Source organism: Flavobacterium fluvii (assembly GCF_900129545.1).
Taxonomy (GTDB): Bacteria; Bacteroidota; Bacteroidia; order Flavobacteriales; family Flavobacteriaceae; genus Flavobacterium; species Flavobacterium fluvii.
On the sequence record NZ_FQWB01000002.1, the window covers coordinates 1 to 19,399 of the forward strand.

Sequence of the window (19,399 nt, forward strand, 5' to 3'; positions counted from 1 at the left end):
TATGTACACCTTTTCTCCCGACTTCGGTCGGGAGAAGAAACTTTCTAGATCCTTTACAGGATGACAATTTATTGAATTTCTTTATCTCAGTATGTCAAGATATTGTGTAATGTTGTCCCGATAAAAATCGGGATACCCATTGCAAAACGACCTTAAGGTGGTTATTGCGGCGGGGCTCACCTCTTCCCATCCCGAACAGAGTAGTTAAGCCCGCCTGCGCAGATGGTACTGCAGTTATGTGGGAGAGTATGTCGTCGCCTTTCTTTTGAAAAACCCTGTTCCTGTCGGAATGGGGTTTTTTGTTTATAAATGGTTTGGGATAATTAGGCTATTTTCAAATAGGTAATTTCACACTATTTCCCAAAATCAATCTTTTCCATAATGTCAGAATATTGTTTGGTCTGCTCGTTGAATCTCCTCAGATAAAATGAATCACAATTAAATTGTAAATTAATTGGAGTATCTCTAAACAGTTCGTAGGCTGTTTTCATTTTTTTTGCATCTAGCCCTCGTGCAATGCTTAAATGAGCGTGAGCATTTTTGATTTTAAAACCTAAATATTGATGTAAATCCACAATGAGATTATCGAGGTATTCTTGTGATGTTTGATCCGGGGTAATGAAAAAGGTTCTTTCCCCAAAAGAATTCCAAGCGTTTAAAGTCACTTTTTGCGGAATGGCAGTCTTGCAGAATTCCCTAATCCGGTCAAGATGAAGTTGAAGCGAGACTTCGTTTTCAAAGTTGATTACCGTAATATGTGCCGCAGCATTGGCACTGCCAAACCAACCAATATGATTTTTGAGTATTTGTTTATAGGACTTGATCAAAGTCGATTGTTCTGAATTGGGAAAAATGACCAATGAGAAAAGCGGAATGGGACGTGTCATGTTTTTTTAAATCGTTTTTAATGGATATTGACAATTTTCTCGAATTGGACATATTCCGCATTTTGGATTGGTTGGCCTGCAAATCTCTCTTCCCAAAAACGAAATAGCCATTCCAATTTCTCCCCAAATGGCTTTTGGCAGCACTTGCATCAATTGCTTTTCGGCTTTAATTCCGTCCTTGGATTCCGGGATTAATCCGATTCTGGGTGCTACTCTGATAACGTGTAAATCGGCAATGATGCCTTCTATTGGGACATTGGCTTCCCGCATAATGACATTGGCGGATTTTCGCCCGATACCTTTCAGGGCAGTCAATCCATCCATCGTGAGCGGAATATTTTCGTCTTTTTGGATGGTTTGAGCAATTTCTATTAGCCAATTGGCTTTGGTTCCAAAATTCCTGACTTTGGAGATATGAGGAATTAATACTTCCACATTCGAAACGGACAGACTTTCCATATTGGGAAAAGCGGCAAACAGGGTAGGAGCTATTTTATTGATATTGGCATCGGAATCCTGGGCAGAGAGAACAACCATTACCAATAACTGAAATAAATTATGGTAGTCCAGTGGGTGTTTTTGACCTTTATATTTGGTTAGAATTGGAGATAATTTCTCTGCCCAATCATTTTGATCTTCGAATAAATTCATAATTTGGTTTTTATCTTAACTTTATACAGCTAGTTCCCAGTTGAATTAGGAAACTAGCTGTATAAAGTTAAGATAAAAATAGTAATGGTTTGTTTCTGCTTTTAGGAATTTTTCCAATATTGTGGTTTTGTGTCATTAGTTCTTTGAAACCAATAGTCTTGGGTTACTTTTCGCCCATCGAGCGTTTGTAATCTTCGATTGAAAATCCAGATGGTGGGGTTAAAAACCATATCGGTAACTGCCACGGTATATAATTGGGGATCTTCTTCTGCTTTTTTGGTTTCGTCTTCAATTATAACTTCAAAGCAGTTGTGTTCCAAGAGTTGTTTCAAGAAATCCCTACGACCCTCGTCAACGCCTTTTTCGACAAAAGTGACTCTTGTTTCGCCAATGCTTCCAAATGAATGTTTTCCGTCTAATGATGCCATAACTTATTTATTAAAAACGTTGCTTAATTCGAAAATGTAATCGTACAATGGGCTGTAAATTCCCAGAACCAAAATACCCAAAACGGAGAATATTAGTCCCAATTTCATATAAATTTTGTTCTTGAAAAAAGGAATTGGATTCTCGTTTTTTCTAATGAACATCGCTCTTACCACCAATAAATAATAGTAAAGTGAGATGGTCACGTTGACAACCGCCAAGAAAACCAATAGGTAATACCCTTTGCTTGCCGCCGCCGCAAATAAGAAAAACTTGCCAAAAAATCCTGCCACCGGTGGGATCCCGGCCAAAGAAAACAATGCCAACATCATCACGAGACTCAGGTTGGGATTGGTTCTATACAAACCATTATAATCGTCCCTGTTTTCTTTTCCCGTTTGTGACGCAATGGACTGAACCACTCCAAAAGCGGCTAAATTCGAGAATATGTACACCAATACAAAATAAACCACCGTCGCCGTTCCCAATTGTGTTCCCGTAATTAAACCCAATAAAATAAAACCAGCTTGGGCAATCGAAGAAAAGGCCAAGAAACGCTTCATGTTTTGTTGGCGCAAAGCAAATAAATTACCAATAAACATTGTGGCAAGAGCCAAGACATAAATGATGTTTTCCCAAACTTGTATCAATGGTTTTAGAACGGAAAACATTAAAATCATCAAAATAAACACGGCAGCTCCTTTTGAAATTACCGACAAATAGGAGGCAATTCCGATTGGGGCTCCTTCATAAACATCGGCAGTCCAAAAGTGGAATGGAACCAAGGAAATTTTGAATGCCAATCCCACGAAAAACAAGATGGATCCTAATATTGTCAAGTTGGTTGATGCTAAAACGGCAATGACATCGTTGAAATAAATCGAGCCAGTTGCGGCATACAACAACGAGATTCCGAACAAGGAAACACCCGAAGCCAATCCTGCCGAAAGAATGAATTTTACTCCGGCTTCACTCGAAATTCTTTTGGAGGTTTCCCAAGCCACCAAAGCAGCCACAGGCAAAGTCGACAATTCCAATCCAATATAGAACATTAAAAAATCACCCGCCGAAATCATGAAATACATTCCCAGAAGCGAAGAAAAGAGCAACATAAAAAACTCGGCTCCTTTATTCAAGGGTGTCATTTTTTCTTGAATCCAATCGGACGATTGAAGCAAAACTATAAATACACCCACATTAAGTGTGTTTTTGAAGAAGTGAATCAGGGTATTGGTACGAAACATTCCACCAAACAAACTACTTTCTTCAATGGCAAAAAAGCCTATAATGACATGAATGCCAAATAAAAGCAAGACCAAATGCACCAAGCTTCCTTTTTTGTCTTTGTGCATAAAAATTTCGCCCACTATCAGCAATAATAGGATTGCCAACAGAAAAATTTCTTGTCTCATTGCGATAACGCTGTTCAAATCCATTTTCGTTATTTTATAAATGATTTAATACTCCTTGAATAAATGGTTGGAGACTGTCCATCGTCATGTCGCTTAACCAAAGTGGCGCCACGCCCATTCCAATCATTGGAATCAATAGCAGCAAAATTCCCGTTATTTCGAACCAAGTCGCCTTTGGCAAGTCTAAAAACTCTTCGTTTTTAACTTCTCCCATCAGCATAATTCCCAGTACCCGCAATATGTAAACTGCGGTTACCACAATTGCGGATACCGAAATCACGGTGGCCACTCTATAGAACATTTCTTCGTGTTGGAATGCACCAACGAAGATGTTCATTTCGGCAATGAAACCACTAAATCCAGGCAATCCCAATGAAGCCAAACCTGCAATTACATAAATGACGGATATAAACGGCATCACTTTCAATAATCCTCCCAATTTTGTGATGTCCCTAGTATGCGTTCTTCCATAAATCATCCCGATCAAGGCAAAGAACAAGGCTGTCATGAATCCGTGGGAAAGCGATTGTAAAATCGCACCGTTCCAAGCAGTTTTGTTCAACATCAACAAAGCGAACAACACCATTCCCAAGTGACTTACCGAGGAATACGCATTGATGTATTTTAAGTCGGTTTGTTTCAATGCGCCAAAGGCTCCATAAATTACTCCAATGGCCGACAATATGATGAAAAACCAAGACCATTCAATGGCTCCCAAGGGCAACAAGAATATGGCAATTCTAAAGACTCCATAACCTCCCATTTTCATTAAAACTCCCGCATGCAGCATGGATACTGCGGTTGGTGCCGAAGCGTGACCGTCGGGTGACCAAGTGTGGAAAGGGAACAAAGCGCCCAATACGGCAAAGCCAATAAATGTCAAAGGGAAAAATAATTTTTGGACTTCGAATGGGATGTGCACTTTGGCAATTTCCAAGATATTGAAAGTCAAAGCACCTCCGTCGGCATTGGAATTAAAATAAATTCCCAAAACGCCAACCAATAAAACTGCCGAAGCTCCCATCAACATCAAGGTCAACTTCATTGCCGAATATTCTTTGGGACCCGAACCCCAAATTCCAATCAGCAAATACATTGGGATTACGGCAATTTCGTAGAATACAAACATTGTAAACAAATCGATGGAAATGAAGAATCCGTAAACTCCGGTGGCCAACACCAAAAGCGAGATGAAAAATTCTTTAGGTAAATCGTCCGTTTTCCAAGAAATAAAGACGCCTGCCAAAACCACTATTGAGGTCAACAATAATAAAGTAACCGAAACCCCATCCACGCCAGTGGCATAATGGATATTGAAATTTTCAAACCAAACCGTGTCTTGGGTAAAAAGCATGACACTTTTGTTGACGGCTCTTTCTTTTAAATAAACAAAAAGCAAGTTGATGGCCATTCCGAGTTGAATGAAACTTCCAACCATTGAAATAATTCGTGCTTGTTTTAACCCTTTGGAAAAAACCAAAGCCAAAACTGTGAGTACGGGTACAATTACAAAGAGTGATAAAATATCCATATTAGTTTATTGTTATATCCATAAATAGATGAAAACCAAAGCGACAATCACGACTCCCGAAACAAAAAACATGGCGTAATCTTGTAACCTTCCAGATTGTAGTCCTTTTATTTTTTCTGAAATCAGGACTGTTTTGTTTCCAATGTCTTCCATTGTTCCATCCACATATTTCTTGTCGAATTTGGCAATTGGTGCCGATACTAAATCAAATATTATTTTTTTGGTGACGAACAAGTATATTTCGTCAAAATAGAATTTGTTGCTTGTCCATTTGTAAAACATTCCAAATCCATAGGCAAACATTTCGGCCAAGTCATTTTCTTTTTTGTAGAAAATCCAGGCCAAAATAATTCCGGTCAAACCAGTTCCCACGGCGACTGCAGCCAATGTGTAATCCAAATGTCCTTCAAATCCAACTTTGTCGGCAGTTACCAATTCGCTGAAAGGAATAAATCCTGACACGACACTCATAAATGCCAAGAACAATAAAGGAAACGTCATCGAAATTGGAGATTCGTGCGGTGTATGTTCGTATTTGGTTTCCTTGCCCCAAAATATTCCAAAATAAAGGCGGAACATATAAAAAGCAGTTAATCCCGCCACGAAAAGTGCCATAAAATAAATCAATTGGTTTTTTTCGAAAGCAGCGACCAAGATTTCGTCTTTACTCCAAAATCCCGCAAACGGCGGCACTCCGGCTATTGCCAATGCTGCAATCAGGAAAGTGATGTTGGTAATTGGCATATACTTTCGCAAACCGCCCATATCTTTCAAATAATTGCTGTGAACCGCGTGAATCACGGAACCAGCGCCCAAGAATAACAAGGCTTTGAACATGGCGTGTGTGAACAAATGGAACATCGACGCCATATAACCAACGCCTTCATGACCTTTATAACTGGAAACACCCAAGGCCAACATCATGTAACCAATTTGCGACATCGTCGAAAAAGCCAGCACTCTCTTTATATCCGTTTGTGTGAGGGCAATTACTGCCGCAAACAAGGAAGAAAATGCGCCCACATAAGCCACAATATTCAAGGCGAATCCATCCTCAACGAAATAATACATCGGGAACAATCTTGCCACCAAATAAACTCCAGCCACAACCATTGTTGCTGCATGAATCAAGGCCGAAACTGGCGTTGGTCCTTCCATCGCGTCCGGTAACCAAATGTGTAAAGGGAACATTGCTGATTTTCCGGCTCCCCCCATAAAGATTAAAAGCAATGCCCAAGTAATTACGGATAATCCCATAAAGGAGGAAGAAGCCCAATTTAAAAGCAATCCTTCGCCTTCCGGATTGACGGCATTCAAGGTTTGAAAATCAAAAGTACCGGCATAATAACCCACTATCAAAATTCCAATCAAGAAGCCAAAATCAGCAAAACGCGTTACTATAAAAGCTTTTTTTGCAGCAGCCACTGCCGAAGTTTTGGCGTAGTAATAGCCAATTAACAAATAGGAAGAAACGCCCACCAATTCCCAGAAAATATAGATTTGGAAAAGGTTTGTTGCCAATACCAATCCTAGCATTGAAAAGGAAAACAGCGATAAAAAAGCAAAGAATTTGGTATAACCGTCGTCTCCTTTCATGTACCCTCGGCTATAAATGTGCACCATCAAGGAAACTGTTGTCACCACGATGAGCATCATCACGGAAATGGGATCAATCAAAATTCCCATATCAATGTGCAAGGTGTCGGTGAAGTTCATCCACACGGTTTTTTCAACGAAAGTTTGGTAAACACCTTCTACTTTTACGGACACGAAAAAGTATTGGTAAGCGGCATAATAAGATAAAGCAGCCGAAACAGCCAAGCCCAAAACACCAATGTAACCCGAAACGGCCGGTTTGATTTGTTGGTTAAAGATTCCCAAAAGCAAGAAAACGGCCAGCGGAATCAACGGAATAAATAGTATGTAAGAGATGTCCATATTTTCAGGGTATTAATACTTCATAATTTCAGTGTCCTTCACTTCCACAGAGCTGATTTGTCGATACAGATTAATGATTATGGCAACAGCCAGCGCAGTTTCGGCGGCAGCCACGGCAATAATAAAAATCGAAAAGAAAACGCCTTGCAGCACATCCGGATATAAATATTTGTTGATGACGACAAAATTTACCGCCGATGCATTCAATAGTAATTCGATGGAAATTAAAATCGAAATCAGGTTTTTTCGGGTAATAAATCCATAAATGCCTATAAAAAACAGAATGGAGGTAAGGGTGAAAATTTCGTAAATGCTAATTCCGGCTATCATAATGTGTCGTCGTTTTTAGTTAGTTTCTCTCCTTTTCCAATGATGATGGCTCCAATCATGGCGGCCAACAACAGAATACTGATGACTTCAAAAGGCAATATGAATCCGCCGGCATCGTAATTTAAAAGTCCCCTTCCAATATCTTCAACCGACGTGGTTTTCGAATTTTCGACCACTTTGAAATTATGTGAGTAAATGGTAAACAAGAAAATACCAAGCCCAATCAGACAAACCAATCCAGTCAGTAATTTTGTGGATAATTTTGCCATTTCCAATTCCATTTCTATGTGATGTACCAGCAAAACCGAGAAGATGACCAAAACAATAATTCCTCCTGCATAAACCGTCAATTGTACGGCGGCCAAGAAATTATAATCAATCAGAAAATAAAGTCCCGCAATTCCTATCAACACAAACAGCAGGTATATAACGGATCGAAGCATTTGGCGACTTGTTACGGACGCAATTGCGAAAACAATCATTATCAAGGCCAGAATATAAAATATTATTTTTTCCATAAGATTAATCTTCTACACCAGGCAATAATCGTGATCCCGGTTTGTTTAAAACTTTAGTGAGTTGTGTTCTGTCGTAAACGGAATTTTCGAAATTTTGTGCCCATTTGATGGCATCGGTAGGGCAGGCTTCAATGCAAAGACCACACATGGTGCACATTCCCAAATGGTAAATGTGTTTGTCTATCATTTTTTTCTTTTTGCCAGTTTCTGGATCAATTTGTCTATCCCAAATAATTTCGATGCTTCCGTTGGGGCAAGCCAATTCACATTTTTGACAACCCGTGCAACGGTGCATGTTGTTCTCGTCGTGGGGCATCACCACTTCGCCACGAAAACGTTCAAACATTTTCAATGTGTCCCTGTTCTCAGGGTATTGCTGGGTTATGGCGCCTTTTCTGGAATGCAAAAAGTACTTTCCGGTAACACTCATTCCCGTAAGAAGTGATTTTACTGCGTGATATATGTCTGAAAAATAACTCATAAGTATTAAAATTTAATGGTTAATCCGAGCAAGACCATTAATGCCATCAAAATCAAGTTCATCAAGTTCAACGGGAGTAAATATTTCCATTCCAATACCAAAAGTTGGTCGATTCTCAATCTTGGAAAAGTCCATCGGAACCACATCATTAAAAAAACCAAGGCCAATGTTTTTGCCAAAAACCAAAATACGCCCAGCAATGGAATGGATTCCGTTATTCCAAAAGGAGATAAATAGGCTCCAAAAAATATGGTTGTCGCGATTGCCGCTATAATGAACATATTGATAAATTCTGCCAAAAAGAAATAGGCAAACTTCATTCCCGAGTATTCGGTGTGAAAACCAGCACCCAATTCAGATTCGGCTTCGACCAAGTCGAAAGGCGCTCTATTCGTTTCGGCAGTTCCGGCAACCATATAAATGCAAAAAGCGATGATGGCAGGAATATGCCCTTGAACAATGAGCCAGCCGCTTTTTTGAACTTCGACGATTTGCGAAAGTTGCAAAGAACCAGTCATCACGACCATTGTCAAGAGGGATAATCCAACGGATAATTCGTAACTGATGGTTTGAACACCGCTTCGCATTGCGCCAATCAAGGAAAATTTGTTGTTGCTGCTCCAACCCGCCAATAAAATCCCGATAACTCCAATGGAGGATATGGCGGTCAAAAAGAAAATACCAATATTAATGTCAAAAGCTTGAAATTCTTTCGAAAAAGGGAAGAGTGAAAGTGCCATCAAGGCGGTGACGATAACAAAATAAGGAGCCAAATTATACAAGAATTTGTCGGCTTTTATGGTAACTGTCAGCTCTTTGGAAACTAATTTCAAGGCATCGGCCATCGTTTGCAACAATCCTTGATAACCCACTCGGTTTGGACCCAAACGCAATTGAAACCAGGCGGCAACTCTTCTTTCGAGTAACACCAAATACAGACCTGCAACTGCAAAAATGGCTAGGTAAATAACGGCTATCAATACCATTTCCACTATGCTTGCCGTGGTTTCCGGCATCAGGCTAAAAAGCCATTCGTGAATATTTTTTGTGATGTTCATAGTATTGTTTTTATCGGTCGATATCAGGAATTACAAGGTCTAATGTTGCCATTGTTGCCACTAAATCTCCAATCTTTCCGCCAACGGCGATGTGGTTTAACAAGGACAAGTTGGAGAATCCCGGCGAACGGAATTTTAAACGATACGGATTTTTCGTTCCAGTACTGATGATGTAAACGCCCAATTCACCTCGGGCAGTTTCCACTTTTTGGTAATATTCTCCTTCCGGTAATTTGATTACGACATTGGTTGCCACTTTATAATCTCCTTCGGGAATGTTGTCTATCAATTGTTCGATTATCGACAGGGATTCCCACATTTCCATAACGCGGACTTGGTAACGGGCAAAAGTATCGCCTTCGGTTTTCAAGACTTCATTGAAAGTCACTTTGTCGTAAGCACTGTACGGATGGTGTTTTCTCACGTCGCAAGAATAACCGGAGCCACGACCAACCGGGCCAGAAGCACCAAACGAAATGGCATCTTCCTTGGACAAAATTCCGATGCCTTTCATCCTTTTTTGGAAAATGATGTTTCCTGTCAAAAGGGTGTCGTATTCAGGTAATTTTGTTTTGAAATGGGCGATGAATTCTTTGGTTCTTTTTACAAAATTCGGGTGAATGTCAAACATCAATCCTCCGGGAATGTTGTAGTTCATCGTCAAACGGGCGCCACAAGTTTCCTCGAAAATATCGTTGATCATTTCTCGGTCTCTGAAACCGTAGAAATAAGTCGTCAAGGCACCAACATCCATTCCCATTACGCCCCACCACAAAGTATGGGAAGCAATTCGGGTCAATTCGGCAATAATGGTGCGAATGACTTTTACACGATCCGGAATCTCCAATTTTAGGGCGTTTTCAACCGTCAGACAAACCGCTTCGTTGTTGATATGTGAAGAAAGATAATCCATTCGGTCGGTCAAATGCACGATTTGTTGGTAGCTGTCGCGTTCACACATTTTTTCGATGGAACGGTGGATGTATCCCAAATCAGGTTCCACCTTTTTGATTATTTCACCGTCAATGGTCAACAACAAGCGCAAAACACCGTGTGTTGCCGGGTGTTGTGGCCCCATATTGATGAAATATTCTTCGGATTTAAAATTGTTGGTTTTGGTAGTTGCGTCCATTTTATTTATTTGTATGCCCGCTTTGCGGACTTAAATTTTCATTTTTTAAACCATTAAGAAAGTTAAGTTTTAATCTTAATGAACCTTAATTATCTTGATGGTTCTAAAAGAAAATAACTTTAATTATTTGAACGTCTTCTTCGTGGACTTAAATTTTCATTTTTAAACCATTAAGAAAGTTAAGTTTTGATCTTAATGAACCTTAATTTCCTTAATGGTTCAAAAGAAAAACAACTCTATTATTTGAACGTTCTCTTTGTGGACTTAAATTTTCATTTTTAAACCATTAAGAAAGTTAAGTTTTGATCTTAATGAACCTTAATTTCCTTAATGGTTCAAAAGAAAAACAACTCTATTATTTGATAACCATGTTAATTTCATCCACGTAATCTTTTCTAAGCGGAAATCCATCCCATTCTTCGGTCAAGAAGAGTCTTTTCAAATTGGGGTGGTTGTTGAATTTTATTCCGAAGAAATCAAAAACTTCCCGTTCGTGGAATTCAGCAGTGTACCAAATGTCGCAAACCGAGTCGAATGTTGGATTTTCCCGGTCGGTAGTTTTTACTTTTACCACAATCGAATGTCGGTGAATAGTGGATTCGAGATGATACACCACGCCCATTGCCACCTCCCAATCCACGCCGCTCAAGCAAAACAAATAATTGAAATTGGTTTTGGGATTACTTTTTAACTGCGACATTAATTGGTGTAAATGTTCGGGTTGAACCGTTATGTTTAAAAATTGGGATTTTTCTTCTGTGAATTCCAATTCGGGAATCCAGGTGCTTATCAAGCTTTGCAATTCTTCGTTAATCATGATCATTAGTTTTTTAAACAATTATTGATGTTAGAAGTAAAAGGTTTTAAACTTTAACTCTAACTTCTCAAAGTCCTTCATCAAACCCGTCGATAGGGAATACTTTGTTTTTCATGCTTTCAGTTCGTATTTTGTCTTGTAACATCAACATTCCTTCCAATAAAGCTTCCGGACGAGGTGGACAACCCGGAACATAAACATCCACGGGAATTACGTGATCGGCACCTTTCACTACTGAATAGGAATTATAATAGAAAGGGCCTCCGGAAATGGCGCAAGCTCCCATGGCAATCACGTATTTAGGTTCGGCCATTTGATCGTACAATCTGCGCAAAACCGGAGCCATTTTGTTGACTATCGTTCCTGCAATTATGATTAAATCGGCTTGTCTTGGCGAAGGTCTTGCCACCTCGAATCCAAATCTGGAATAATCGTGGCGGGCAGCTCCTGTCTGCATCATTTCGATGGCGCAGCAACTGGTTCCAAAATAAAGCGACCAAAGTGAATTAGCTCGGCCCCAATTGATGATTTGGTCCAATGAAGTTATGATGACATTCGCCCCATTTCCAGCCGGAATTACTTTTCCGGGGAAATCTGCAGGTATTTCGGGGGTGTTGTTTATTCCCATTTTAATGCTCCTTTTTTCCAGGCATAGGCCAAACCTAAACCCAGTATTATTAGAAAGATGATAATTTCGTAAAAAGCCACTATCCCAATTTCCTTGAAAACTACTGCCCAAGGAATCAAAAACGCCACCTCGACATCAAAAACCAAAAACAAAATGGCGTATAAATAATAGCCAACTTTAAACTGTACCCAAGTTGGACCAATTGTGTTCATCCCACTTTCATACGGTTCTCTTTTTTGTGTATTGTCAGATTTTGGCGAAATTAAATTGGATAGTAAGTTGGCACCTGCTACCAAAACGATTCCTGCCAACAAAAAAACTATAATTGCTTCTGAACCCATATTGATTATTTTTATTCGTTTGCTAATTATTTCACTTCATAAGTTTCACCCGAAAAGAACAAATCGTCTGCTTTGGTAAAACTGGAATTGGCTTTGACTTGTGCCGTTAAAGCATTTTCTCTTTCTTCGAAGGTAACATCGTTGAAGCTACGAATCACTCCCGTCGCCATTGGATATTCTTGTCGAACCAACATTTGGTGAAGCGTGGGATCTTGTTCTTTGGCATTGTGAACCAAAATATCTTCCTGCGTGATTCCATTTTCGCCAATGGTAACCACTTCTAATTTCAATCCTTTTAAAATTAATCCTCTGTCTTTATTTTTTCCGAAAATCATTGGTTTGCCGTGTTCCAGAAAAATTTGTTTGTCTTCTTTCACTTCTTTATCGGTAACGTGGTCAAAACAGCCGTCATTAAAAATCACGCAGTTTTGCAAGACTTCAATCAAGGAAGTTCCTTTAAATTTATGGGCTTCAATAAAAATTTGTCCCATTTCTTTTGGGCTGTTGCCGCCAACTCTGGCAAAAAATCTCGCTTGGGCACCCAAAGCCAATTCTCCGGGAGAAAATGGAGGTTGGGTATTTCCATAAGGAGAGGATTTTGTTTTTTGGCCAATTGATGAAGTGGGAGAGAACTGCCCTTTGGTCAAACCATAGATTTCATTGTTGAAGAGGATGATGTTCAAATCGATATTTCTTCGCAAAATATGTATAAAGTGGTTGCCGCCAATGGCCATGGCATCGCCGTCGCCCGTTGCAATCCAAACGCTCAGATTGGGATTGGCGAGTTTTACGCCCGTGGCAATTCCGGGAGCCCTGCCGTGAATACTGTGAATTCCGTAGGTTTCCATATAATACGGAAAACGGGAAGAACATCCTATACCGGACACAAAAACTACATCTTCTTTGGCAACGCCCATTTCGGGAAGCACTTTTTGCATGGTACGCAAGATCACGTAATCATCGCAACCCGGACACCATCTTACCTCTTGGTTACTGGTGAAATCTTTGGGAGTATAATTTTTCTCGGCTATTGTTTCCATGTTATACTAGTTCTTTAAATTTCTGAATTAGGTCATCGTTGGCAAATGGTAATCCTTGAATTTTGTTGAATTGTAAAAATTCAAATGGGCTGAACTTAATTTTTAATATACTGGCAAACTGGCCGCTGTTTAATTCGCAAACCACTATTTTTTTGAATTTGGATAAAATTTCCTCCGTGTTTTTGGGCATTGGATTGATATAATTGAAATGCGCAAAACCAATATTTTTATAACCTTCATCATTCATTTGTTTCACCGCCGAATGCAGGGAACCATAAGTTCCTCCCCATCCAATGACCAACAAATCGCCTTCGGATGCAAATTCGGTTTCCAAATCGGGAATGTTGAATTTAACACGTTCAATTTTTGCAGCCCTAATCTTGGTCATTTTTTCGTGGTTCGAAGGTTCATAAGAAATATTGCCCGTTACGGCATCTTTTTCCAATCCACCAATGCGATGTTCCAATCCCGGAGTTCCCGGAACGGCCCAATTGCGGGCCAGGGTAAATTCATCTCTATCATAAGGATGCCAATTTTCCTTGATTTCCGTAATCTTGTTGCTTTTGATTTCAGGCATATCGGCCACGGTTTGAATTTTCCAAGGAGCTGCGCCGTTGGCAATGTATCCGTCCGACAATAATATGACAGGCGTCATATGTTCCAAGGCAAGACGTGCTGCTTCAAAAGCAAAATTAAAACAGTTGGCTGGCGTGCTGGCCGCTATGACAATCAAGGGACTTTCGCCATTTCTTCCGTACATCGCCTGCAGCAAATCCGATTGTTCCGTTTTTGTCGGCAACCCTGTTGATGGGCCACCACGTTGCACGTCCACGATCACTAAAGGCAATTCGGTCATTATGGCCAGCCCAATGGCTTCTCCTTTTAATGCCAATCCTGGACCCGAAGTGGTCGTGATTGCCAAATCTCCAGCGAAAGCGGCTCCAATTGCCGAAGTGATACCCGCAATTTCGTCTTCTGCCTGAAAGGCTTTTACGCCAAAGTGTTTGTGTTTCACCAATTCGTGCAAAATATCGGTGGCCGGCGTAATGGGATAAGAACCCAAGAACAATCCCAAGCCGGATTTTTCGGCTGCGGCCAAAAATCCCCAAGCCATGGCAGTATTGCCCATAATAATTCGATAGGTGCCACTTTCCATTTTTGCCGGTGAAATCGTGTACGAATTGGGAATAAGTTCCAAAGTTTCGGCATAATAATAACCGGCATTCAATACTTTGGTATTGGCTTCTATTAAATTGGTGTTATTTTTGAATTTAGAATTGAAAAATTCAATGGTGTGGTCTGTTGAGCGGTTGTACATCCAATAAATCATACCCAACGAGAACATGTTTTTACTTCGAGAAATGGTTTTGTTGTCCAATCCTGCAACATCTTTCAAGGCTTCTTTGGTAAGCGATGTCATATCAACTTGAATCACCCTATAGTTTTCGAGGCTTCCATCTTCCAATGGATTTGTCGTGTATTCTGCTTTTTCCAAATTTTTTTTATTGAATGCTTCGATATCAACAACCAAGGTGTGTCCGGGTTTTAAGGCATAAAGATTTGTTTTTAAAGCTGCCGGATTCATGGCAACCAATAAATCGACATTGTCGCCGGGAGTACTGACTTCAATGCTGCCTATATGAACTTGAAAACCTGAAACGCCATACAAACTTCCTTGTGGGGCTCGAATTTCGGCGGGATAATTGGGGAAAGTTGCAATATCATTACCAAACATTGCTGAAGTGTCGGAAAATTGGGTTCCCGTCAACTGCATTCCGTCTCCTGAATCGCCAACAAATCGGATGACAACTGCTTCAAGGACTTCGGGTTGGGTTTTTATTTTTGTTGCAATCATGATTTAAAGTGTTAGATTTTTAAAACTGATTTATGAGCAATATCCAGTGAGTCAAATATAATTTCACTAAATAAAATAAAATATGATTTATATCATATAAAAGTAATTAAAAGGCATTTAAATTTACGTATAATTATTAAATATATAATAATATGGCTATTGTAATTACAGACGAATGCATTAATTGCGATGCATGTATTTCAGAATGTCCCAACAATGCAATTTACGAACCAGACACCAAATGGTCTTATTCAGACGGGACATCTTTAAAAGGAATGGTGAGCGCCCTTAACGGAGCAGAAGTTGATGCAAGTGCAGAAAACGATCCTGTTTCCGATGAATTTTTCTATATCGTATCAGATAAATGTACTGAGTGTAAAGGTTTCCATGATGAACCACAATGTGCTTCCGTTTGTCCCGTGGATTGTTGTATTGTTGACGTGAATCACAAAGAAACAGAAGAACAATTATTGCACAAAAAAGCCTGGTTATATAGTGAAAACTAATTCGGAATAAAGCTAGACTCCCTTTTCTAATAAAAAAGTTTTTAGCTTTTTTTAATCTTTAACATTAATGCTATCGGTGATTTGCAGATGGAATAAATAGTAGCGGATTCAAGATAGTGCCAACAACTAGCAAAATGAATACAAAAAAAATTCCAAAATTAATTTGTGATGGTAACGAAGCGGTTGCCATTATCGCTCACAAGACAAATGAAGTCTGTGCTATTTATCCTATTACGCCATCTTCGCCAATGGGGGAACATGCGGAACTTTACAGCTCCAAGGGTAAAAAAAATATTTGGAACAATGTTCCAAGAATTGTTGAATTGCAAAGCGAAGGTGGAGCGGCAGGTACCGTTCACGGCTCATTGCAGGCAGGTGCATTGACTTCGACATTTACGGCTTCACAAGGGTTGTTGTTGATGATTCCCAACATGTATAAAATCGCCGGGGAATTATTGCCTTGCGTTATCCACGTTGCTGCCAGGACAATTGCCACGCATGCATTGTCCATCTTTGGCGACCATTCCGACGTGATGGCTTGCCGACAAACAGGATTCTCTATGTTGTTTGGCGGTTCTGTTCAGGAAGCCCACGATTTTGCCTTGATTTCCCAAGTGGCCACATTAAAAACTAGAGTGCCATTCTTGAATATTTTTGACGGTTTCAGGACTTCACACGAAATTTCGAAAATCGACGGTATTCCAGACGAAATCATCCGGGCAATGATACCGGAGGACAAAGTGATGGAACACCGCAAAAGATCATTGGATTCAGATAATCCAGTATTGAGGGGAACCACCCAAAACCCTGACGTGTTCTTCCAGGCCAGGGAAGCTTGCAATACATTTTATGACAGAGTTCCTGGAGTTGTTCAGGAAACAATGGACGAATTCTACGAACACACTGGTCGGAGATACAATTTGTTTGATTATATAGGTCACCCAGAAGCCGAAAGAGTAATCATCATTATGGGATCTGCCGAAGGTCCCGTGAAAGAAGCTTTGGACGTTATGGTGGCCGAAGGTGAAAAAGTGGGAGTGATATTGGTTCGATTGTTCAATCCGTTTTCAATAGCCGCCTTCGTGGAAAAATTGCCGAAAACTGTCCAAAAAATAGCCGTTTTGGATAGAACCAAAGAACCAGGAAGCGTTGGTGATCCTCTTTATTTGGAAGTTGTGGCTGCATTGGTGGAAAGTGGAATCGAATTGCCGGTTATTGTTGCCGGTCGTTACGGATTGTCGTCCAAAGAGTTTACTCCAGCCATGGTTAAAGGAATTTATGACGAGTTGTTGAACAAAAAACCGAAAAACCACTTCACGATTGGTATCAACGACGACGTGACTTTCAAAAGTTTGTATTACGACAACACATTCGACACCAAAGCTACCACCATTAACTGCATGTTCTACGGTTTGGGTTCAGATGGTACGGTTGGTGCGAATAAAAACTCCATCAAAATCATTGGAGAAACTACCGATAATTATGTGCAGGGATATTTTGTTTATGATTCCAAAAAAGCGGGAGCACAGACTATATCGCACTTGCGTTTTGGTCCAGATCCAATCAATTCCAATTATTTGGTTGACAAAGCCGATTTTATTGCCAGTCACAAGTTTAATTTTGTCGAAAAATTCAACATGACTGCCGACTTGAAACACGGCGGTACTTTCTTGCTGAATTCTCCTTATTCCAAAGACGAAATTTGGGAAAGATTGCCCATTCAAATTCAACAAGGAATCATCGAAAAAGAAGCCAAGTTTTATGTGATTGACGCCACCAAAGTAGCATTTGAAGCCAGTCTTGGAAAAAGAGCCAACACCATTTTGCAAACTTGTTTCTTTGCCATTTCTGGGATTTTGCCTAAAGACGAAGCCATTCAGAAAATTAAAGATGCCATCGTAAAATCCTATTCCCACAAAGGAGAAAAAGTGGTAAAAATGAACTTTAACGCCGTGGACAAAGCATTGGAAAATCTATTTCAAGTGGACTATCCAAAAGTGGCATCCAGCGAAAAACAATTGGCATCGGCAATGCGAGGTGCGCCTGACGGTTTTGTCACCGAAGTTTTGGAAAAAATATTGGCCGGTTTTGGAGACGAACTTCCAGTAAGCGCTTTTGCAGTTGACGGAACTTTCCCAACAGGAACTTCACAATTTGAAAAAAGCGGAATTGCCGATTTTATTCCGGTTTGGGACGACGAAAAATTATGCACGCAATGTAATAAATGTATCGCCATTTGTCCTCACGCAGCCATTCGTTCCAAAGTAATTTCCAACGAAGACATCGCTAGTTTTCCAACTTCTTTAAAAAGCGAGCCAGCCATAGGAAGACCATTCTCCAAAGAAAATGAATCTTATGTTTTGCAAGTTTCTCCGGAAGATTGTACCGGTTGCGATTTATGTGTTGCGGTTTGTCCTGCGGTAAGCAAAGAGAAAGAAGACTTCAAGGCCATCAATATGCACAGGAAAATTGAGGTTGATGTTGAAGAGAACGTGAATTGGGAACATTTTGTCAAATTACCTTATTACGATCGTACCGCATTGCAAATTTCAAATGTGAAAGGAGCGCAATTTTTGGAGCCGTTATTTGAATTCTCGGGAGCTTGTTCTGGTTGTGGAGAAACACCTTATATCAAGTTGATTACCCAATTGTATGGAGACAGCATGATGATTGCCAATGCAACGGGATGTTCTTCCATTTATGGAGGGAACTTGCCGACGACTCCCTACAAGAAAAATGAATTTGGAAGAGGACCGGCTTGGGCCAACTCACTTTTTGAAGACAATGCCGAGTTTGGTTTGGGAATGAAATTAGGGTTGACCAAAAAACAAGAAATTGCCGTTGACCTATTAAAAACATTGGAACCTATCATCGGAAGTGAACTTGTGGAAGCCATTATCAACAACACGGAAGAGAATGAAATTCTTAAAAAAGAAAAATTTGCCCAAATTGAAGCACTTCAGAAAATATTGGATGAACATCAAGGCAATGAAGATGCCAAAAAATTAAGCCAATTGACAGAATATTTGCGCAAGAAAGCGGTTTGGATATTTGGTGGAGACGGTTGGGCTTACGACATCGGATACGGTGGAGTGGACCACGTTTTGTCTACAGGAGAAGACATCAATATTTTAGTAATGGACACCGAGGTGTATTCAAACACTGGTGGACAGGCTTCGAAATCGACTCCTCTGGGAGCAAGTGCCAAGTTTACCATTGGTGGCAAGAAAACCAGCAAAAAAAGCATGGCGCTTCAAGCGATTTCTTATGGTAATGTTTATGTTGCCCAAATTGCCATGGGAGCCAAGGATTTACAATCCTTGAGAGCCATTCAAGAAGCGGCTGCTTATCCTGGACCATCCTTGATTATTGCTTATTCTCATTGCGGCGAACACGGTTACGAATTGAAACATGCCATTTCGCAACAAGAAAAAGCCATCGATTCCGGCTATTGGCCACTCTTCAGATTTGATCCTTCACAACCAAAAGGCAAGAAATTCAAACTGGATTCCAAAGAGCCAAGCATTCCTTTGAGCGACTTTATGTACAACGAAGCCCGTTTCAACAGGGTTGTCAAAGAAAATCCTGAATTGGGAGCCACTTTGTTGAATCAAGCCCAGGAAGAAGTGCATACCAAATGGGAAAGATTGGAATTGTATAGAGACATGTAATTTGAAACTGCATTTGAATTAGTCAGTTGAAAGACCTATTCGGGATTTAAAATCTTGGGTAGGTTTTTTTGTTTATCATTTACAATCAAAAAGATATAGCCTATTTCAAAGTTGCCAAGAATTTCCAAATTATCTCAATTCCAAATTAGTTTTTTCTCGATTTATAATTGTATTTTT

18 protein-coding genes and 1 rRNA gene are annotated in these 19,399 nt (G+C 40.0%); 3 read left to right on the forward strand and 16 right to left on the reverse strand.

Annotated elements, in window-relative coordinates; genetic code table 11:
• Nucleotides 1-153: 153 nt before the first annotated feature.
• A 5S ribosomal RNA gene (gene rrf / locus BUC16_RS05705) occupies nt 154-263 on the forward strand.
• 90 nt (nt 264-353) lie between these two features.
• On the opposite strand, the gene BUC16_RS05710 is transcribed toward rrf, so the two are convergent.
• The 16 genes from BUC16_RS05710 to BUC16_RS05785 all read right to left on the reverse strand — a co-directional run bounded on the left by BUC16_RS05710 (nt 354) and on the right by BUC16_RS05785 (nt 15,045).
• A complete protein-coding gene (locus tag BUC16_RS05710; protein ID WP_073368778.1) occupies nt 354-887 on the reverse strand; it encodes a 2'-5' RNA ligase family protein in 534 nt (177 codons plus the stop codon).
• Between the two features lie 6 nt (nt 888-893).
• A complete protein-coding gene (locus tag BUC16_RS05715) occupies nt 894-1,538 on the reverse strand; it encodes an endonuclease III domain-containing protein (protein ID WP_073368780.1) in 645 nt (214 codons plus the stop codon).
• 101 nt (nt 1,539-1,639) lie between these two features.
• Nucleotides 1,640-1,966, reverse strand: a complete 327-nt coding sequence (locus tag BUC16_RS05720; RefSeq protein WP_073368782.1) for a hypothetical protein — start codon at nt 1,964-1,966, stop codon at nt 1,640-1,642.
• 3 nt (nt 1,967-1,969) lie between these two features.
• A complete protein-coding gene (locus BUC16_RS05725; protein WP_073368784.1) occupies nt 1,970-3,400 on the reverse strand; it encodes an NADH-quinone oxidoreductase subunit N in 1,431 nt (476 codons plus the stop codon).
• Between the two features lie 10 nt (nt 3,401-3,410).
• Nucleotides 3,411-4,907 (reverse strand): complex I subunit 4 family protein, encoded by a 1,497-nt coding sequence (locus BUC16_RS05730; RefSeq protein WP_073368786.1) that lies wholly within the window; start codon nt 4,905-4,907, stop codon nt 3,411-3,413.
• A 12-nt stretch (nt 4,908-4,919) separates the two neighbouring features.
• Nucleotides 4,920-6,845 (reverse strand): NADH-quinone oxidoreductase subunit L, encoded by a 1,926-nt coding sequence (gene nuoL, locus BUC16_RS05735; RefSeq protein WP_073368788.1) that lies wholly within the window; start codon nt 6,843-6,845, stop codon nt 4,920-4,922.
• Between the two features lie 12 nt (nt 6,846-6,857).
• Complete coding sequence (nuoK, locus tag BUC16_RS05740; RefSeq protein WP_073368790.1) at nt 6,858-7,175, reverse strand: NADH-quinone oxidoreductase subunit NuoK; 318 nt, start codon at nt 7,173-7,175, stop codon at nt 6,858-6,860.
• A complete protein-coding gene (locus BUC16_RS05745; RefSeq protein WP_073368792.1) occupies nt 7,172-7,693 on the reverse strand; it encodes an NADH-quinone oxidoreductase subunit J family protein in 522 nt (173 codons plus the stop codon). The genes nuoK and BUC16_RS05745 overlap by 4 nt, the downstream gene beginning before the upstream one ends.
• 4 nt (nt 7,694-7,697) lie before the next feature.
• Entirely contained in the window at nt 7,698-8,174 is a 477-nt protein-coding gene (locus BUC16_RS05750; protein ID WP_073368794.1) for a 4Fe-4S binding protein, read from the reverse strand.
• Nucleotides 8,175-8,179: 5 nt separating this feature from the next.
• Nucleotides 8,180-9,232 (reverse strand): NADH-quinone oxidoreductase subunit NuoH, encoded by a 1,053-nt coding sequence (gene nuoH / locus BUC16_RS05755; protein WP_073368796.1) that lies wholly within the window; start codon nt 9,230-9,232, stop codon nt 8,180-8,182.
• Nucleotides 9,233-9,242: 10 nt separating this feature from the next.
• Nucleotides 9,243-10,364 carry an NADH-quinone oxidoreductase subunit D gene (locus tag BUC16_RS05760; protein WP_073368798.1) on the reverse strand — a complete coding sequence of 374 codons (1,122 nt, stop codon included), beginning with the start codon at nt 10,362-10,364 and terminating at the stop codon, nt 9,243-9,245.
• A 355-nt stretch (nt 10,365-10,719) separates the two neighbouring features.
• Complete coding sequence (locus tag BUC16_RS05765; RefSeq protein ID WP_073369493.1) at nt 10,720-11,181, reverse strand: NADH-quinone oxidoreductase subunit C; 462 nt, start codon at nt 11,179-11,181, stop codon at nt 10,720-10,722.
• Between the two features lie 67 nt (nt 11,182-11,248).
• A complete protein-coding gene (locus BUC16_RS05770) occupies nt 11,249-11,809 on the reverse strand; it encodes an NADH-quinone oxidoreductase subunit B (protein WP_073368800.1) in 561 nt (186 codons plus the stop codon).
• Nucleotides 11,800-12,150 (reverse strand): NADH-quinone oxidoreductase subunit A, encoded by a 351-nt coding sequence (locus BUC16_RS05775; protein WP_073368802.1) that lies wholly within the window; start codon nt 12,148-12,150, stop codon nt 11,800-11,802. The genes BUC16_RS05770 and BUC16_RS05775 overlap by 10 nt, the downstream gene beginning before the upstream one ends.
• A 26-nt stretch (nt 12,151-12,176) precedes the next feature.
• Nucleotides 12,177-13,190 (reverse strand): 2-oxoacid:ferredoxin oxidoreductase subunit beta, encoded by a 1,014-nt coding sequence (locus BUC16_RS05780; RefSeq protein WP_073368805.1) that lies wholly within the window; start codon nt 13,188-13,190, stop codon nt 12,177-12,179.
• 1 nt (nt 13,191) lies between these two features.
• On the reverse strand, nt 13,192-15,045 hold the full coding sequence (locus BUC16_RS05785; protein ID WP_073368807.1) for a 2-oxoacid:acceptor oxidoreductase subunit alpha: 1,854 nt from the start codon (nt 15,043-15,045) through the stop codon (nt 13,192-13,194).
• A gap of 152 nt (nt 15,046-15,197) precedes the next feature.
• Here BUC16_RS05785 and BUC16_RS05790 point away from each other — a divergent pair, with 152 nt between their 5' ends.
• Both BUC16_RS05790 and nifJ read left to right on the forward strand, forming a co-directional pair.
• Nucleotides 15,198-15,551: a 4Fe-4S dicluster domain-containing protein gene (locus BUC16_RS05790; RefSeq protein WP_073368809.1), complete on the forward strand. Its 354-nt coding sequence runs from the start codon at nt 15,198-15,200 to the stop codon at nt 15,549-15,551.
• Nucleotides 15,552-15,685: 134 nt separating this feature from the next.
• The gene (gene nifJ, locus BUC16_RS05795; RefSeq protein ID WP_073369495.1) at nt 15,686-19,222 is read left to right on the forward strand and encodes a pyruvate:ferredoxin (flavodoxin) oxidoreductase; all 3,537 of its coding nucleotides are present in this window, start codon (nt 15,686-15,688) and stop codon (nt 19,220-19,222) included.
• Nucleotides 19,223-19,399 lie beyond the last annotated feature (177 nt).

Bases quoted from the DNA above. Each gene is read 5' to 3' on its own strand.
- BUC16_RS05720 (WP_073368782.1), bottom strand. From the start codon at position 1,966: ATGGCATCATTAGACGGAAAACATTCATTTGGAAGCATTGGCGAAACA.
- nuoH (WP_073368796.1), bottom strand. From the start codon at position 9,232: ATGAACATCACAAAAAATATTCACGAATGGCTTTTTAGCCTGATGCCG.
- BUC16_RS05770 (WP_073368800.1), bottom strand. From the start codon at position 11,809: ATGGGAATAAACAACACCCCCGAAATACCTGCAGATTTCCCCGGAAAA.
- BUC16_RS05765 (WP_073369493.1), bottom strand. From the start codon at position 11,181: ATGATTAACGAAGAATTGCAAAGCTTGATAAGCACCTGGATTCCCGAA.
- nifJ (WP_073369495.1), top strand. From the start codon at position 15,686: ATGAATACAAAAAAAATTCCAAAATTAATTTGTGATGGTAACGAAGCG.
- nuoK (WP_073368790.1), bottom strand. From the start codon at position 7,175: ATGATAGCCGGAATTAGCATTTACGAAATTTTCACCCTTACCTCCATT.
- BUC16_RS05780 (WP_073368805.1), bottom strand. From the start codon at position 13,190: ATGGAAACAATAGCCGAGAAAAATTATACTCCCAAAGATTTCACCAGT.
- BUC16_RS05790 (WP_073368809.1), top strand. From the start codon at position 15,198: ATGGCTATTGTAATTACAGACGAATGCATTAATTGCGATGCATGTATT.
- BUC16_RS05745 (WP_073368792.1), bottom strand. From the start codon at position 7,693: ATGGAAAAAATAATATTTTATATTCTGGCCTTGATAATGATTGTTTTC.
- BUC16_RS05775 (WP_073368802.1), bottom strand. From the start codon at position 12,150: ATGGGTTCAGAAGCAATTATAGTTTTTTTGTTGGCAGGAATCGTTTTG.
- BUC16_RS05785 (WP_073368807.1), bottom strand. From the start codon at position 15,045: ATGATTGCAACAAAAATAAAAACCCAACCCGAAGTCCTTGAAGCAGTT.
- BUC16_RS05715 (WP_073368780.1), bottom strand. From the start codon at position 1,538: ATGAATTTATTCGAAGATCAAAATGATTGGGCAGAGAAATTATCTCCA.
- BUC16_RS05730 (WP_073368786.1), bottom strand. From the start codon at position 4,907: ATGGATATTTTATCACTCTTTGTAATTGTACCCGTACTCACAGTTTTG.
- BUC16_RS05750 (WP_073368794.1), bottom strand. From the start codon at position 8,174: ATGAGTTATTTTTCAGACATATATCACGCAGTAAAATCACTTCTTACG.
- BUC16_RS05760 (WP_073368798.1), bottom strand. From the start codon at position 10,364: ATGGACGCAACTACCAAAACCAACAATTTTAAATCCGAAGAATATTTC.
- BUC16_RS05710 (WP_073368778.1), bottom strand. From the start codon at position 887: ATGACACGTCCCATTCCGCTTTTCTCATTGGTCATTTTTCCCAATTCA.
- nuoL (WP_073368788.1), bottom strand. From the start codon at position 6,845: ATGGACATCTCTTACATACTATTTATTCCGTTGATTCCGCTGGCCGTT.
- BUC16_RS05725 (WP_073368784.1), bottom strand. From the start codon at position 3,400: ATGGATTTGAACAGCGTTATCGCAATGAGACAAGAAATTTTTCTGTTG.